This is a genomic window from Niveispirillum sp. CC-CTL257 (assembly GCF_059489915.1).
The window spans coordinates 2,741,035-2,757,751 of sequence record NZ_JCAJXE010000001.1 but is presented as its reverse complement, the minus strand read 5'-3'; the positions used below and the strand labels follow the sequence as shown (position 1 = coordinate 2,757,751).

Here is a 16,717-nt window from a genome sequence, read left to right as displayed (position 1 = left end):
TATTGGTACCGCACAAGCCATGTTTCCATGGATTTTCTCGGTAACAGCCCTGGACATGCGACTGTACACACCGCACATAGACGCGGGGCAATGTATCGGTACAAAGTTGGAGCCACACCATGGGTTTTGCGCGTCGCATCGCGCCAGCCGCCATTGCGGCTATCGCTACTTTTTCGCTGTTCGCGGTCGGTGCTATGCCGGCGGTCGCCGAAATGGTCCTCAACCGCGGCAACCAGGCGGAACCGACGTCGCTGGACCCGCACAAGGGCACCGATGTGCAGTCGGCCCGCATCGGTTACGACCTTTTCGAAGGGCTGATGACCTTCGGGCCTGATGGCAAGACCGTCCCTGGCGTTGCTGAAAAGTGGGATATCAGCCCCGATGGCCTGACCTATACCTTCACGCTGCGCGCCGATGCCAAATGGTCGGACGGCACGGCGGTGACGGCCGACGACTTTGTCTTCTCCTGGCGCCGGCTGGTCGATCCCAAGACGGCGTCCGACTATGCTTATTTCCTGTGGCCCGTGAAGAACGGGGAGGCGATCAGCAATGGCAAGATGGCACCCGACAGCCTGGGTGCTGTCGCTGTCAATCCGCGCACCCTGAAGGTGACGCTGGAACGCCCCACCGGCTATTTCCTGGCCTCGCTGGTCCACCGCATGACCTACCCGGTCTCCAAGGCCAATGTGGAGAAGTTCGGGGCCGACTTCGTGAAACCCGGCAATCTGGTCTCCAACGGTGCTTACAAGCTGACCGACTATATGCCGCAATCCTTCGTCAAGGCGGTGAAGAACCCGTTCTTCCGTGAAGCCAAGAGCGTGAAGGTCGATACGGTCGTTTTCCACCATACGGACAGCCCGGAAACCGAACTGCGCCGCTTCCGCGCTGGTGAACTGGATATCGTGCAGATGGCGCCGGTTACCCAGATCGACTGGCTGAAGCAGAACATGCCGGAGGTAATGAAGTTCTACCCGGTGCTGGGCACCCAGTATCTGGCCATCAACATGACGAAGGAGCCGCTGGCCTCTAATCCCAAGCTGCGTCAGGCCCTGTCGTTGGCCGTGGACCGGCAGATCATTGTGGACAAGATCACCAAATCCGGCGAGGTCCCGGCCTACACGCTGACGGCCCCCGGCGTGCCCGGCTACAATCTGCCCGACGCCAACATGGCCAAGGCGTCCCAGGCCGAACGCGACGCCATGGCCAAGAAGCTGGTGGCCGAAGCCGGCTATGGTCCCGGTGGCAAGCCGTTCACGGTGGAGATCCTGCACAACACCAACGAAAGCACCCGCAAGATCGCGGTGGGCATCGCCTCCATGTGGCAGTCCAAGCTGGGTGCCAAGGTCAGCCTGAATAATCAGGAATGGAAGGTGGTTTTGCAGAATGCCGGCGAGAAATCCTACGCTAACTCTGTCGTGCTGGGCTGGATCGCCGACTTCCCCGACCCCTATACTTTCCTGAAGCTGTTCCTGGGCGATGTCGGCAAGATGAACCGGTCCGGCTATAACAACGCCGCCTATGACGCCAAGCTGAAAGAGGCCAACCTGGCCACCGATCTGGCCAAGCGCCTGGCCCTCGTGGCGGAGGCGGAAGGGATGATGCTGGCCGATGCGCCGATGATCCCGATCTATCACACCTCCTACCGCAATCTGGTGCATCCGCGCGTCAAGGGCTGGTTCGAAAGCCCCATGGGCGTGCAGCCCACCCGCTATATCGAGGTCAACCGTTAACAAGCGGTTTTACTAAGGGTCGCCCGCCAGCAATGGCGGGCGCCACCAACCGGACCATCAACAACAAGGCCCGGAGCAATCAGGCGGTTCGCAATCCTATATGTAAGGAACAGGAGATCATCGGGCATGTCATCATTGTGGACGAAGATGCGTGGTCTGGTGGCCGCCACGGCCCTGATTGTGTCGGGCATGGGGCTGCCGGCGCTGCCGGCGCAGGCGGAAAAAGTGCTGCACCGGGGCAATGGCGCGGAGCCGGAAACCCTGGACCCCGCCAAATCCAGTGGCGTGCCTGAAAGCTGGCTGCAATATGATCTGTTCGACGGGCTGCTGATCCCCGATGGCAAGGGTAACTTCATTCCGGGTGCTGCCGAGAAATGGGATGTCAGCGCCGATGGCCGCGTCTACACCTTTCATCTGCGCCGCAATGCCAAATGGTCTGATGGAACGCTGGTGACGGCGCAGGACTGGGTCTATTCCTGGCGCCGTCTGGTTGATCCAAAGACCATGGCCGATTACGCCTATTTCCTGTGGCAGGTAAAGAATGCGCAGGACATCACCCTGGGCCGCAAGGCGCCGGAAACGATGGGTGTGCGCGCCGTCGATGATTACACGTTCGAGGTGACGCTGGCCGCACCCACCCCATACTTTCTGTCGATGCTCCACCATCACTCCACCTACGCCGTGTCCAAGGCCAATGTGGAAAAGTTTGGGGCGGACTTCGTAAAGCCCGGCAATCTGGTCACCAACGGTGCCTATATGCTGGTGGAGTCCATGCCGCAGAGCCACATCAAGTTGGTGAAGAACCCCCACCATTATGATGTGGCCAACACCAGGATCGACACCGTCTTCTTCTACCCAACCGAAAATCAGGAAGCCGAACTGAAGCGCTACCGCGCCGGCGAACTGCATATCGCGTATGAAGTGCCGGTGGCGCAGATGCAGTGGCTGCGGGAGAACCTGAAAAGCGAGCTGCACCTCGCGCCTTATTTCGGTACCTATTTCTACGCGCCGAACATGACCAAGGAGCCGTGGAAGTCCAATAAGGACCTGCGCATGGCCCTGAATCTGGCTATCGACCGCGATATCATCGTGGAAAAGGTGAACCAGCGCGGCGAAATCCCGGCCTACAGCTTCGTACCGCCCAACACTACCAACTATACCCAACAAATCCCCGAATACGCCAAGTGGACGCAGGAGCAGCGTGACGCCAAGGCCAAGGAACTGATCACCAAGGCGGGTTATGGGCCGGGGGGTAAGCCGCTGGAGATCGAGGTCCTGTACAATACCCAGGAGAACCACCGCAAGGTGGCCATCGCCATCGCCGCCATGTGGCAGCAGAAGTTGGGCGCCAAGGTGACCTTGAACAATCAGGAATGGAAGGTGTTCCTGAGTACCCGTGACGAGAAGAAGTTCAAGGATATCACCCGTCACGGCTGGATCGGCGATTACAACGACGCAAACAATTTCCTTGAACTGGTGCGCGGCGATATCGGCAAACAAAACCCATCCGCCTTCGCCGATCCGCAGTTCGACCTGCTGATGGCGGAGGCCAACACCACTGCCGATACGGCCAAGCGGGCCGCTCTGTTGCAGCAGGCCGAACGCCTGATGATTGAAGAAGTGGCGGTCTTCCCGATCCATTTCTACAGTTCCAAGCATATGGTCAGCCCCAAGCTGATCGGCTGGACTGACAATTTGCAGGATTTGCACCCCTCGCGCTTCCTGGACCTGAAGCCATAAAGTGCTCCGCTCCCGAAACCCCGGTCGCCTCCACGACCGGGGTTTTTTCTTGCCCCCGCTCCGGCACCGTCTATCCTGGGTTTTGATCCCTGGTTGAATGGAGAATGTCCGGTGCGGTTCCTGGCGATGTGCGTGTCCTGCCTGCTGCTGCTGACCACCCTTCTGGTGGGGCCCGCGGGGGCGGAGATGGTGCTGCACCGGGGCAACGGGTCGGAGCCGGAGACCCTGGACCCCCATAAATCGACCGGCGAGGGCGAAAGCTGGATCGAGATGGACCTGTTTGAAGGGCTGGTCACCGCAGATGCGCAGGGTCGCGTCACTCCCGGTGCCGCCCAGTCCTGGACCATCAGCGATGATCGCCTGACCTATACATTCAAACTGCGGCCTGATGGCAAATGGTCGGACGGGACGAAGGTGACGGCGTCCGACTTCGTCTTCTCCTGGCGGCGTCTGGTATCGCCCGCCACCCGGTCCCGCTACGCCTTCTTCCTGTGGCCCGTGAAGAACGCGGAGGCCGTGTCGAAAGGGGAGATGCCAGCCAGCGCCATGGGGGTGGAGGCGGTGGATGACCTGACCCTGCGCGTCACCTTGGAGGCACCCACCTCCTATTTCGTGGCCTCGCTTCAGCACCACGCCACCTATGCGGTGTCGCAGGCCAATGTGAAGCGGTTCGGGGATGATTTCATCAAGCCCGGCAACCTTGTCTCCAACGGCGCCTTCATGCTGGCCGAGGCGGTGCCGCAGGGCCATATCAAGCTGGTGCGAAACCCGCATTTCCATGCGGCCTCCACGGTGGCGCTGGATGCTGTCTATTTCTACCCCACCGAGAACCGGGAATCCGAGCTGAAGCGGTTTCGCGCCGGGGAACTGGACGTGACCTACGACGTGCCCGATGGGCAGATTGCCTGGGTACGGCAGAACATGCCCGCCGACCTGCGGCTGGCGCCCTTCTTCTCCAGCTACTGGTTCTGCTTCAACCTGCGGAACGAGCCGTGGAAGTCTAACCCGGACCTGCGCGCCGCACTATCGCTGGCCATCGACCGGCAGTTGATCGTGGACAAGATCACCCAGGCCGGCGAAATCCCCGCCTATACGATCACCCCACCGGGGACGGAGAATTACGTGGCTCCCCTGCCGGAATGGGCCCGGTGGACACAGGCAGAAAGGGACGCCAAGGCCCGGGAACTGCTGGCCAAGGCCGGCTATGGCCCGGGGGGAAAGTCACTGGAGGTGGAAATCCTGTTCAATACCTCCGAAAACCACCGCAAGATCGCCATCGCGCTGGATAGCATGTGGCGGCAGAAGCTGGGTATCCGGGTCAAGATGACCAACCAGGAATGGAAGGTCGTTCTGCAATCCCGGGCCGAGGGCAAATTCCAGGATCTGGTGCGCGCCGGCTGGATCGGCGATTACAACGACGCCTATTCGTTCCTGTCCCTGTTCCTGTCGGATGTGAAGGGGCAGAACCACAGCGGCTATTCCAATCCCGACTATGACCGGCTGGTCCGCGCGGCGTCATCGGAGGTGGAGCCGACGGCGCGACGGCAGCTGCTTCAGCGGGCCGAAGCCCTGATGCTGGCTGACCATCCCGTGATCCCCATCTACACCTACGTCACCACCCACATGGTGTCGGCCCGGGTCAGCGGCTGGCAGGACAATATCCGCAATCTGCACCTGTCGCGGTATCTGGCGGTGGTCAGGTAGGAGGGGCGCCGGCACCTCCCACCCATCCCGCCAGCATCCGCACCCATAGTCGCCGCAGCGCCTCATGCCCGGGGGCGGGACCGGCGGCCAGTTCCTGCATGGCCATGCCGCGCAGCATATAGATGGTCAGCACCATCAGGTCGGCCATCTCCGTCACATCATCGGCGTCGGGGCGCAGTGACAGGCCCCAATTGCTGCCGATGGCGGCCAGGAAACCGGAAAAGATCGGGGCCAGACGGGCGCGCAGTTCGGCATCGGTACGGGCCGCCATCGCCACTTCGAACAGCAGGTCACGGTGGCGGCCCGTGTAGAACCGCGCCCAGGCAGCCTCGATCATCGATGACAGCCTTTCTTCCAGCGGCAGGGACGGGTCGGGGGCTTCCGCCGGACCCAGGGCGCGGGCCGACGCCACGGCACCCAGCAACAGACCTTCTGCCGCCAGGGCCAGCATCTCTGCCTTCGTCTCGAAATGATGGGCCCAGGCGCCACGGGACACCGCGGCCCTTTCCAGGATCACCGACAGCGAGGCCCCGGCATTGCCATGATCGGCCAGCGCGTCCAGCGTGGCCGCTGCCAGCCGCTGCCGCATTTCTTCGCGCCGCGTCGCCTGGCTGCGCCGTTCGGGCTTTGCCTGCTCCGTCACGTTCGTTCACCCGCTTCAACTTTCTCCGTTTTCATGATTGCCACAAAAGCGACGGCGATGTAAAAACAAACCAATCGGTCTGTTTTATGAGAATCGGATGGGAGGGCAGGATGGCAAATACCGATAATGTCGGGCGGCTGGCGCGCAGCATGGCGTTCTATTCGGCCTATCACCGGCACCCGCATAACCGGCTGACGCATTATTTCGGCGTGCCGACCATCGTGTTCGCGGTGATGCTGGGCCTCTCCTACATCCAGGTGCCGCTGGGCGGGACGCAGGTCAGTGTGGCCCTGATCCTGATGGCGGTTCTGGCGGCCTATTATGTCTATCTGGACCCGATGATCGGCGGCACCCTGGCGGCGCTGTCGGTGCCGTTCCTGATGCTGGCCGACCATGTCACCACCCTGCCGGGTCAGACAGCGGCCATTATCGGGGCCGTTACCTTCATCGGCGGCTGGGCGGTACAGTTGCTGGGTCACAAGTTCGAAGGCAATAAGCCGGCCCTGACGGCCAACCTGCTGCAAATCTTCGTGGCCCCGCTGTTCCTGGTGGCTGAGGCCTATTTCGCCCTGGGTCTGCGCAAGGAGGTGGAGGCACAGGTGGAACGGCTGGTCGCCGATGGCATCGGCGGGCCCGGTGCCCTGGGCCTGCCGGCGCATCAGGGCTGATCCGCCATGGGGCAGGGGCGGCGCATTCTGATCGCGGGGGCCGGCAGCGTCGGTGCCTATGCTGGCGGCTGTCTGGCGCTCGCCGGGCGACCGGTCACCATGCTGGGTCGCCCGACCCTGATGGAAAGGCTGCGCGGGCGCGGCCTGCGGGTCAGTGATCTGGACGGGCTGGACCGCACCGCAACGCCGGGGCCCGGCCTGCGGCTGGATACCGATCCGGCGGCCGCCATGGCGGATGCCGGCCTGATCCTGGTCACCGTCAAATGCGCCGATACGGAGGCCATGGCCAAGCTGATCGCCGCCTGCGCCCCGCCGGATGCGCGTGTGGTCAGCCTGCAGAACGGGGTCGGCAATGCCAGCATTCTGGCCCGACACCTGGGCCCTGCGCGCGTGGTGGCCGGTATGGTGCCCTTCAATATCGTCCAGCTTCCCGATGGCCGCATCCATCGCGGTACGGGCGGCACCATCCTGGTGGCCGCCGGCCATGCGGGTTTGCGGGGCGAACTGGACGTGCCCGGCCTGCCGGTGGGTGAAAGCGCCGATATGGACGGGGTGCTGTGGGGCAAGCTGCTGATCAATCTCAATAACGCCCTGAACGCCCTGTCGGGCCTGCCTTTGGCGGAACAGCTGGCGGCGCGGCCCTGGCGTCGGCTGCTGGCGGCACAGCAGTTGGAAGGGCTGGCCGCGTTGAAGCGCGAAGGCATCCGCCCGGCCAAACTGGGGGCCGTGTCGCCGCGCCTGCTGCCCCATATATTGCGCCTGCCCGACCCGCTTTTCCGGGTATTGGCGCGGCGCATGCTGTCGATTGACCCCCTTGCCCGGTCCTCCATGTGGGAGGATCTGGAGCGCCGCCGCCCGACGGAAATCGACCGGCTGCAAGGGGCGGTGATCGAGCTGGCGGCCCGTCACGGCCTGTCTGCCCCCGTCAATGCCCGCGTCCGTGACCTGATCCAGGCGGCGGAGGCGGTCGGCGGCGGGTCGCCGGGAGTGAAGCCCGAGGCGGTGGGTTAACCCGTCCGCGACAACCATCCCCGTTGCCATTCCCGGTGATCGGCCTAGGATGCGCGACAGGTTTCCCCATGGATGTCGTACATCATGAACAATGCACGCCGTATCGCCGCCGCCCTGCTGGCGATTTCCAGCCTTGCCGGCTGCATGGCCGCCCCGGCCCAGCGCGAGTCGCGTGAAGGGTTGGACCCGCGCCGGGCCTGTCTTGCGCAGTGCAATCGCGACAACAATATCTGCATGGACCAGCAGTCGGCCCGGCCCGGCAATACCTCGCAGGTCGGCCGCACCGATTACGGCATGGGGGCGACCTGCAAGGCCGAATTGCAGAGCTGTCAGGCCCGCTGCTGACCCCGCTTCCGTCGTCTGGAGTCGGTATCCATGAAGAAGCTTGTCATCACCTGCCTGGCGGGTCTGCTGCTGGCGGCCCCGCTGCCGGTATTGGGGCAGGACCGCGCCGTGCCGGCCAGCCGGACCGACATCACTCTGTCCTTCGCGCCGCTGGTGAAGCAGGCGGGGCCGGCGGTTGTGAATATCTATACCAAGCGGCGGGTCCAGCAGCGCATCTCCCCCCTTCTTCAGGACCCGCTTTTCCAGCGCTTTTTCGGCGACGCCCTGTCGGGCATCCCGCGCGAACGGGTGGAAAGCAGCCTGGGGTCGGGTGTCATCCTGGGGGCGGACGGTCTGATCGTGACCAACGCCCATGTCATCAAGGACAGTGACGAGATCACGGTGGTCCTGTCCGACCGGCGGGAATTCGCGGCCAAGCTGGTGACGACGGACGAACAGGTTGATCTGGCGGTCCTGCGCATTGATCCCGGCAGGGAAAAGCTGCCCGTGCTGGACATGCATGACAGCGATAATCTGGAAGTGGGCGATCTGGTCCTGGCCATCGGCAACCCGTTCGGGGTGGGCCAGACGGTGACCAGCGGCATCGTGTCGGCGGTGGCCCGCACGGCGGTTGGCATCTCCGACTATAATTTCTTCATCCAGACCGATGCCGCCATCAATCCCGGCAATTCCGGCGGGGCCTTGATCGGCATGGATGGGCGGCTGGTGGGGATCAATACCGCCATCTACAGCCGGTCCGGCGGGTCCATCGGCATCGGCTTCGCCATTCCGGCCAATATGGTCCGCACTGTGGTGGACGCGGTCCGCAATGGCGGCAAGCTGGTCCGGCCCTGGATCGGGGCGGGCGGGCAGCCGGTAACCAGCGATATCGCCTCCTCCCTGGGGCTGACGCGGCCCGCCGGTGTCCTGATCAATCAGGTCCGCAAGGGCGGACCGGCGGATCAGGCGGGGCTGAAGGTCGGGGACGTGGTCACCGCCGTCAATGGCAAGGCCGTGAATGACCCGGACAGTATGCGCTACCGCGTGGCGACGCTGGGCGTGGGCGGGACCACCAATATCACCGTCCTGCGCAATGGACGGGAACAGACCCTCTCTCTGCGGCTGATCGGGCCGCCGGAGGACCCGCCCCGGCAGGAGACGATCCTGGCAGGCCGTACCCCCTTGTCGGGGGCCAAGGTGGCCAACCTCAACCCCGCCCTGGTGGAGGAACTGCGCTTTGACGGGGCCGACAGCGGGGTCGTCGTCCTGGAGGTGGGGCGCGGGTCGCCGGCGGCATCGCTGGGCCTGCGGCCGGGCGATGTGGTCCTGTCGGTCAATAATGCCGAGGTGCGGCGGGTGGGCGATCTGGATGCGGCCCTGGCCGGACAGGTTCGCCGCTGGACCATCGCCGTCCGGCGCGGGGATCAGACCCTGACAACGACGGTCGGCGGATAAGCCGTCAGGCGTCATTGGCGGCGGGCAGATCCCCGAACGACATCGGCTCGTGATCGGGGAACCGGTCCATAAGGGCATCGGCATCGGGGGGCACCGGCCCCCGGTCGGTGACGAAGCCGGTGATCAGCGACAGGGGCAGAATATCGGCCCCCGCTGCTGTAATCGTGCCGGGTCCCAGCGCCTGCCAGTTGATGGCGGCGGCGGGCAGGCAGACATGCAGGGGGGCACCCGCCACCTTGGCCGCCCGCGCCAGCTCCCCCGTCCCGGCGGGAACCAGGACATCGCCACGGGCGCTGGCCCGGATGGCGGCCACGAACAGCCGCTCCACCACCCCGCGCCGGACAAGGTCCAGGGCACCGTCGGGATCACACGGGCTGTGGGGGATACCGGCCTCCACCATCTCCCACGCGGCCAGCGGACCCAGGGTCACGACCTGGGGCGGGGCGATATCTTCGCCCAGAACCCCACCCGTGGCCCGGCGGAGGTCCACCTGCTCCTGCGCCAGGAACAGGCCGGCGGACGCGGAACCCCAGCCGACGGAGGACAGCCAGCCCGGCTCTGCCGCCAGCAGCAGGGTCTGCGGTTTGCCATCGCCGCCGCCAGCCCCGACTCGGCGCAGCAGGCCCATGGCATGGCGACCGATGGCAAGATTGGTGGCCAGCTCCTCTCCCGCGATAAGGTCAGCCTCCCGATAGGCGCGATGGGCACGTTCGGCGGGTGGGGTGACGTCCAGCACCTCCCGCATCCGGTCCAGCGCGCCGCGCAAGCGGGGACAGCGGGGATCGGTGGCGGCCAGGGCATGCCAGGCCGTCATGACGGGAACGATATCGGGATCGCGCCTTGCGGCCAGCGCCAGACCATAGGAGGCCAGGACCGAGATCAGGCCCGGACCCCGCACCACGCCGCCGACAATGGCCCCCAGCACGTCCCCCACGGAGGCGAGGCGGCGGATATGGCATTGGGCGGGAAGGCTGGTCTGGTCGATGACCTCCACGCCCCAGCCATCATCCGCCAGCCATATCGACTGGTGTCGCACGTAGCGGCGTGGAGAGGCGGCAGCGGGCATGGGGTTCCTGTTTCCGTTTGCGCACCCACCATGGACTGCCGTCGCCGCGCGGGTCAAGCCGACTTACCCTGTGCGAATGCGCAAGGTCGCATTTTTGCACCCTTACGCAGCGGACAATTGTTCGACAAAGCCGCTGACATTGCGGCGCAGATCGCCGGCCTGTCCGGCCACGTCATTGGCCGTGCGGGTGACAAGGCGCGAGGTTTCCCCGGTTTCGCCCGCGACACCGCAGAGCCCGTCCAGGTCCTGACGGATATCCTCCGTCCCCACGGCGGCTGCCTGGACATTGCGGGTAATCTCGGCGGTCGCGGCGGATTGTTCCTCCACCGCCGCCGCGATGGCACCGGTCATGGAGCGGATCTGATCGATGGCGGTGACGATGCCGCCGATGGCCCCGACAGAGCCGCGCGTGGCGGCCTGCACCCCTTCCACCCGCCGCCTGATATCCTCCGTGGCAGACGCGGTCTGGTTGGCCAGCGCCTTAACCTCTGACGCCACAATGGCAAAGCCGCGCCCGGCATCGCCGGCCCGCGCCGCCTCAATCGTCGCGTTCAGGGCCAGCAGGTTGGTCTGGGCCGCGATGCCGTCGATCAAATCCACGATCTGCCCGATCTGCGCCACGGTGTCGGCCAGATCGGCAATGTCGCGGGCCGTGCGCTGTGCCCCATCGGCCCCATCGCCGGCCAGGGAGGCCACCTGTGTCGCCTGCCGGCTGATCTCCCGGATGGAGGCGGCCAATTCCTCCGTCGCGGCGGCCACGGTCTGGACATTGGCGCTGGTGCGGTTGGAGGCCTCAGCGGCGGCACTGGTGCGGTCGGCGGCACTGGTGGCGGCACGCTGCAACCCGCCGGCCTGGGTCTGCAAGCCGTCGGCATTGCCGGCCAGGTCGGCGACAATCGCCTCCATCCTTCCCACGAATTCGCCCACCAGCCGTTCGCGCGCCGCGCGGCGGGTGGCCGTTGCGGCCTCCGCCTCTTTCTGTTCGCGGGCCAGCCGTTCCGCCCGCTCCATCCCGTCGCGGAACACCGCCACGGCCCGGGCCATTTCCCCGATCTCATCCCCCCGTCCGGTATCGGCCAGCGTGACCTTCAGATCATTGGCCGCCAGCCGGCCCATGGCCCCGATCAGGCGGTTGAGCGGCGAGGTCACGCCCTTCAAAGCCACCACCAGCGACAGGCCGATGCCACCCAATGTGCCCAGCAGCGCCGTCAGCGACAAGGTCCAGCTGGTCAACCGTTCCAGCGCATGCAGATCAGCGGTCAGGGCGGTAACCGCCTTTTCCAGCTGGGTGATATAGGGGTCGGTCTGTTCAGACGCGGCGCGTTCGGTGGCCCGCACCTTGTCCCGGAACAGGGCGTGGGCATCAGCACTTTTGCCTTCCAGCGCCAGGGCCCGCACATCGCGCAGGGCGGCGATCACCGGGGTCTGACTGGCCGCGATGGCGGCAGGGTCGCTGCCCGGTATCGGCGGGGGCAGGGCGCGCATGGCCGCCACCTCTGCCTCCAGGGTCGCCAGCCGCTTGTCGAAGCGGGTGGCAATGCCGGCGCGGCCGTCGGCGGGTTCAAAGATCAGGTTCAGGGCATCGCGCTGCAAGGCGCGGCTGGTGGACCGCAATTCGCCTGCCGCCAGCGCCGCCTCATTCGCCTGGTTTAAGGCCTCTGTGGCGCCATTGACGCGCGCCTTGGACCACAGCGCCGTGGCCGTGACCACCAGGGCGACCAAGGAGAGAATGGCCACGGGGGCCAGGATTTTCATGGACAGACGCATGAAGGCCGCTCCCTTGTTGACAGATGCCATGACACAGAGGGGACAGACGCAGGCCGATGACAGATTCGGCCACTATATCGTTGGTGTAAATAAGGATACGCCTGTCCACGCGTCGGGGAAGGGTGTTTCCCGATGCCAGACGGTCAGGTTCCGATTATTTCCCGCTCTTGCCGGTTTGGAACCGGGCGGCGGGGCGAGGGGAGGCGGTTACCGGGTCAATAGCCGCCCTCCTTCTTCGACCAGGGCTTCTGTGAAACATTGTGCACCGGTCTTTCGTCGCGGTTGCACAGGTCCATGGGCAGCCGGTCGCCCCAGGCCAGCCAGCGGGCGCGCACTGCCCAGCGCGCGGCCGACAGGCCGGCGGCCCCGTCCACCCCGTCGGCCAGCGGCAAACTGTTATGGTAAATCCAGAACAGCAGGCGCACGGCCGGGCGGGCGAGCAGCCGATAACAGCCGCGTTTCAGGCGCAGGGAAGGGCCGTCATGATGCGGGGCCGGCGGTGCCGATGCCTTGACCTTTTTCCGGGGCCGGTTACGCCAGCGCAGTTCCTTAGGGAAGTCAGGCAGCGGGTCACCCGATTGCCCCATCGGATCGGCATCAAGGGGCGGCAGGGCGGGCACCGGGTCCAGGGCGAGGTCCGCCAGGGGTGCATCTTCCGGCGTCAGGTCCGGGGCCGGATCGGGCATGGTGGCGGACAGATCGGTGCTGTACGGATCGGGGGCGGGATCGGGGATCAGCGGTGGGGCATCATTGTCATCGGCGGCGGCGGGGAAGGAGCCGCCGGGCCGGATGGGGCCACGGTGTCGCGCGGCACGGGGCATGGACGGTGGCGAGGGTTCGGGAACGGCCAGGGGCACCTTTGTGCCGGGCGGGGCATCCAGATCGGCCATGATCCTTTCCGTCCCGCCCAGGGCCGTCATCCAGCCGTCAGGAATGCGGGCATAGCCCGGCTTGGGCGGCCTTTCCGCCTGTTGCAGCAGTTCGGTCCCCAGGCCCAGCCGTTCGGCGGCCCAGAGCGTGGCGCGCATATTGCCATCGGCAATGGCGCGGTAGAGCGTATCGACGACCAGTTCACGCATGGCCACGAAACGGCTGTCCGCCTCCCGCCGCATCAGGGCGCGTTCTTCGGCCACGCGACGGCGCAGATTGTGCGACCGGCCGATGGCCCGCCAGATGGTGGTGCGCGACAGCTTGTAATGTTCGGCGATCTTGATGATGGGTACGCCGGCGGCTAGGTGAAAGGCGATCTTGGCCCAGGTGACCTCATCCGCCTTTCGGGATTTATATCCTTCCAGCAGATGGCCGCAGGACGCGAAACTTACATCCTCCGAAAAAGGGCGGACATGGTTGTCGGACGAGCCGCGCCACCAGGCCTCTGCCTGTTCCTTTGGTGTCAGGGTCGGGTGGTCGGTATCATAGGGATTATGGCTGAGCGAGGGCATGGCACGGCTCCGGCGGAGTTCGGGACCATGATCCTAACATAAAATAGGAATATATGCCATGATGAGGGGCGGTTGCTCTCCCCGCCCCCCCCTTTTTACGCGGCGGACAATTGTTCGACAAAGCCGCTGACATTGCGGCGCAGATCGCCGGCCTGTCCGGCCACGTCATTGGCCGTGCGGGTGACAAGGCGCGAGGTTTCCCCGGTTTCGCCGGCGACACCGCAGAGCCCATCCAGGTCCTGACGGATATCATGCGTTCCTTCGGCTGCGGCCTGAACATTGCGGGTAATCTCGGCAGTGGCGGCGGATTGTTCCTCCACCGCCGCCGCGATGGCACCCGTCATGGAGCGGATCTGATCGATGGCGGTAACGATGCCGCCGATGGCCCCGACCGATCCGCGCGTGGCGGCCTGTACCTCGTCCACCCGCCGCCTGATATCCTCTGTCGCGGAGGCTGTCTGGTTGGCCAGCGCCTTCACCTCTGATGCCACGATGGCAAAGCCGCGCCCGGCATCGCCGGCCCGCGCCGCCTCGATGGTGGCGTTCAGGGCCAGCAGGTTGGTCTGGGCCGCGATGCCGTCGATCAAATCCACGATCTGCCCGATCTGGCCCACCGTATCGGCCAGATCGGCAATATCGCGGGCTGTGCGCTGTGCCCCGTCGGCCCCGTCACCGGCCAGGGCGGCCACCTGGGCCGCCTGCCGGCTGATTTCGCGAATGGAGGCGGCCAGTTCCTCCGTCGCGGCGGCGACGGTCTGGACATTGGCGCTGGTGCGGTTTGACGCGTCGGCGGCGGCACTGGTGCGGTCGGCGGCACTGGTGGCGGCGCGCTGCAACCCGCCGGCCTGGGTCTGCAAGCCGTCGGCATTACCGGCCAGGTCGGCGACAATCGCCTCCATCTGGCCCACAAAATCCTTCACCAGCTTTTCCCGCGCGGCCCGGTGGGCGGCGTCGGCGGCCGCCATTTCCTGCTGTTCGCGCGTCAACCGCTCCGCCCGCGCCATCCCATCGCGGAAGACGGCGACGGCGCGTGCCATCTCCCCAATCTCATCGCTGCGGCCCGTTTCAGCCAGATTGATTTGCAGATCATTGGCCGCCAGCCGGCCCATGGCCCCGATCAGGCGGTTGAGCGGCGAGGTCACGCCCTTCAAAGCCACCACCAGCGACAGGGCGATGCCACCCACAATGCCCAGCAGCGCCGTCAGGGACACAATCCAGCCGGTCAGGCTTTCCATCGCATGCAGTTCACCGGTCAATGCCGTAATGGATTTTTCCAACTGCGCGATATAGGGGTCGGTCTGTTCAGAGGCGGCGCGTTCAGTCGTCCGCACCTTGTCCCGGAACAGGGCGTGGGCATCGGCGGATTTGCCCTGCATGGCCAGCGCCCGCACGTCACGCAGGGCGGCGATCACGGGCGTCTGACTGGCCGCGATGGCGGCGGGATCGGTGCCCGGTATCGGCGGGGGCAGGGCGCACATGCGCCCCGAAATGGGGTGGGTTGTCATTTTTTTGTAACAAATATGAGGGCTGTTATTTGCAGTCAAGGTTACAGTTATTTCTGATTTTCTTGCTGCTGTTCGACTTGTTAGCGGTCGCATCTGTCCCGATGGCGGATGGTATGTAAAAAGTGGTGCCATGGGGTGGGATTGACTGGGGCCGAGGCTGTCGCTGGCGGGTGATGGCCCGCATTCACGGTCGCGTAATAATCGTGCCTGCGAAATCGCGGCCACGCCATGACGTGAGGGGGTTTGTCGCGGGCTTGGAAAAGCCGGCGGGGCGGTCTAGTTTCCCCCGACATCATCGTGTCCCTCCAGGCGTCATCCAGGCAGCGTCATGAACAAGCCCCTGAACAGCTATCGTAACGGTCCCGACGAACATGGCCATTTCGGCATTTTCGGGGGACGTTTCGTCGCCGAAACGCTGATGCCGCTGATCCTGGAGGTGGAAAAGGCCTATGAGGCGGCGAAGGCCGACCCGGAATTCCATGCCGAGCTGGCCCATCATCTGAAGCATTATGTGGGCCGCCCCAGCCCGCTTTATTTTGCCAAGCGCCTGACGGAGGAGCTGGGTGGGGCCAAGATTTACTTCAAGCGCGACGAGCTGAACCATACCGGCGCGCACAAGATCAACAATTGCATGGGCCAGATCCTGCTGGCCAAGCGCATGGGCAAGAAGCGCATCATCGCCGAAACCGGCGCGGGCCAGCATGGCGTGGCAACGGCCACCGTCTGTGCCCTGATGGGTCTGCCCTGTGTCGTCTATATGGGCGCCACCGATATTGCGCGCCAGGCACCCAACGTGTTCCGCATGAAGCTGCTTGGGGCCGAGGTGCGGCCCGTGACCAGCGGGGCCGGCACGTTGAAGGACGCGATGAATGACGCGCTGCGCGATTGGGTGACGAATGTGGAAGACACGTTCTACATCATCGGCACCGCCGCCGGCCCGCACCCGTACCCGGCCATGGTCCGCGATTTCCAATCCATCATCGGGCGTGAAACCCGCGAACAGATGCTGGAGGCCGAAGGCCGCCTGCCCGACATGCTGGTCGCTTGTATCGGTGGCGGATCGAACGCCATCGGCCTGTTCCATGATTTCCTGGACGAACCGACGGTGCGCATGGTGGCGGTGGAAGCCGGCGGCCATGGTCTGGACGTGCCCAACGGCCATGCCGCCAGCCTGAAGGGCGGTCGCCCCGGCGTTCTGCACGGTAACCGCACCTATCTGCTTCAGGATGATGACGGCCAGATTTTGGAAGGCCATTCCATCTCCGCCGGCCTGGATTATCCCGGCATCGGCCCGGAACATTCCTGGCTGCATGAGGTGGGGCGTGTGGATTATGTCAGCGCCACTGACAAGGAAGCGCTGGACGCGTTCCAGTTGCTGGCCCGGACGGAGGGCATTCTGCCGGCGCTGGAACCCAGCCACGCGCTGGCCGCCGTCAAGCGCATCGCGCCGACCCTGTCCAAGGACACGCTGCTGGTCATGAATCTCTGCGGCCGTGGCGACAAGGACATCTTCACGGTGGGCAAGGAACTGGGTGTGGCGCTGTAAGGGGGTATTTGTTCCCTCAAGCGCCGGGCGGCGGCATCCGCCGCCTTGGCTTACGGCGCACGAGCGCCGGGCTGGCAGTCACCAGCCTCCAATCTGCCAAGGGTTTGACCCTCGGC

Annotated in this window: 13 protein-coding genes; 8 read left to right on the top strand and 5 right to left on the bottom strand. The window is 65.1% G+C overall.

The window, feature by feature from the left end:
- The first annotated feature begins 119 nt into the window (after positions 1–119).
- From ABC729_RS12930 to ABC729_RS12920, 3 genes are all read left to right on the top strand, one after another.
- Positions 120–1,730 carry a peptide ABC transporter substrate-binding protein gene (locus ABC729_RS12930; RefSeq protein ID WP_495607969.1) on the top strand — a complete coding sequence of 537 codons (1,611 nt, stop codon included), beginning with the start codon at positions 120–122 and terminating at the stop codon, positions 1,728–1,730.
- Between the two features lie 126 nt (positions 1,731–1,856).
- Positions 1,857–3,470 (top strand): peptide ABC transporter substrate-binding protein, encoded by a 1,614-nt coding sequence (locus tag ABC729_RS12925; RefSeq protein ID WP_495607968.1) that lies wholly within the window; start codon positions 1,857–1,859, stop codon positions 3,468–3,470.
- A 111-nt stretch (positions 3,471–3,581) separates the two neighbouring features.
- Entirely contained in the window at positions 3,582–5,174 is a 1,593-nt protein-coding gene (locus tag ABC729_RS12920) for a peptide ABC transporter substrate-binding protein (protein ID WP_495607967.1), read from the top strand.
- Here the strand turns inward: ABC729_RS12920 and ABC729_RS12915 are convergent.
- Positions 5,167–5,817 carry a TetR/AcrR family transcriptional regulator gene (locus ABC729_RS12915; protein ID WP_495607966.1) on the bottom strand — a complete coding sequence of 217 codons (651 nt, stop codon included), beginning with the start codon at positions 5,815–5,817 and terminating at the stop codon, positions 5,167–5,169. The genes ABC729_RS12920 and ABC729_RS12915 overlap by 8 nt on opposite strands.
- A gap of 110 nt (positions 5,818–5,927) precedes the next feature.
- On the opposite strand from ABC729_RS12915, the gene ABC729_RS12910 reads away from it, so the two are divergent.
- From ABC729_RS12910 to ABC729_RS12895, 4 genes are all read left to right on the top strand, one after another.
- On the top strand, positions 5,928–6,485 hold the full coding sequence (locus ABC729_RS12910; protein ID WP_495607965.1) for an Mpo1 family 2-hydroxy fatty acid dioxygenase: 558 nt from the start codon (positions 5,928–5,930) through the stop codon (positions 6,483–6,485).
- A 6-nt stretch (positions 6,486–6,491) separates the two neighbouring features.
- Entirely contained in the window at positions 6,492–7,496 is a 1,005-nt protein-coding gene (locus ABC729_RS12905) for a 2-dehydropantoate 2-reductase (protein WP_495607964.1), read from the top strand.
- Between the two features lie 84 nt (positions 7,497–7,580).
- The gene (locus tag ABC729_RS12900) at positions 7,581–7,841 is read left to right on the top strand and encodes a hypothetical protein (RefSeq protein ID WP_495607963.1); all 261 of its coding nucleotides are present in this window, start codon (positions 7,581–7,583) and stop codon (positions 7,839–7,841) included.
- 30 nt (positions 7,842–7,871) lie between these two features.
- Positions 7,872–9,275: a DegQ family serine endoprotease gene (locus ABC729_RS12895; RefSeq protein WP_495607962.1), complete on the top strand. Its 1,404-nt coding sequence runs from the start codon at positions 7,872–7,874 to the stop codon at positions 9,273–9,275.
- Positions 9,276–9,279: 4 nt separating this feature from the next.
- Here the strand turns inward: ABC729_RS12895 and ABC729_RS12890 are convergent, their stop codons facing one another.
- From ABC729_RS12890 to ABC729_RS12875, 4 genes are all read right to left on the bottom strand, one after another.
- Complete coding sequence (locus ABC729_RS12890; protein WP_495607961.1) at positions 9,280–10,341, bottom strand: translation initiation factor eIF-2B alpha/beta/delta subunit family protein; 1,062 nt, start codon at positions 10,339–10,341, stop codon at positions 9,280–9,282.
- A 102-nt stretch (positions 10,342–10,443) separates the two neighbouring features.
- The gene (locus ABC729_RS12885) at positions 10,444–12,108 is read right to left on the bottom strand and encodes a methyl-accepting chemotaxis protein (protein WP_495607960.1); all 1,665 of its coding nucleotides are present in this window, start codon (positions 12,106–12,108) and stop codon (positions 10,444–10,446) included.
- Positions 12,109–12,323: 215 nt separating this feature from the next.
- A complete protein-coding gene (locus ABC729_RS12880) occupies positions 12,324–13,550 on the bottom strand; it encodes a hypothetical protein (protein ID WP_495607959.1) in 1,227 nt (408 codons plus the stop codon).
- Between the two features lie 95 nt (positions 13,551–13,645).
- Positions 13,646–15,028, bottom strand: a complete 1,383-nt coding sequence (locus tag ABC729_RS12875) for a methyl-accepting chemotaxis protein (protein WP_495607958.1) — start codon at positions 15,026–15,028, stop codon at positions 13,646–13,648.
- A 355-nt stretch (positions 15,029–15,383) separates the two neighbouring features.
- On the opposite strand from ABC729_RS12875, the gene trpB reads away from it, so the two are divergent.
- Positions 15,384–16,601, top strand: coding sequence for a tryptophan synthase subunit beta (trpB, locus tag ABC729_RS12870; RefSeq protein WP_495607957.1), 1,218 nt, complete (start codon positions 15,384–15,386; stop codon positions 16,599–16,601).
- The last annotated feature ends 116 nt before the right edge of the window (positions 16,602–16,717 follow it).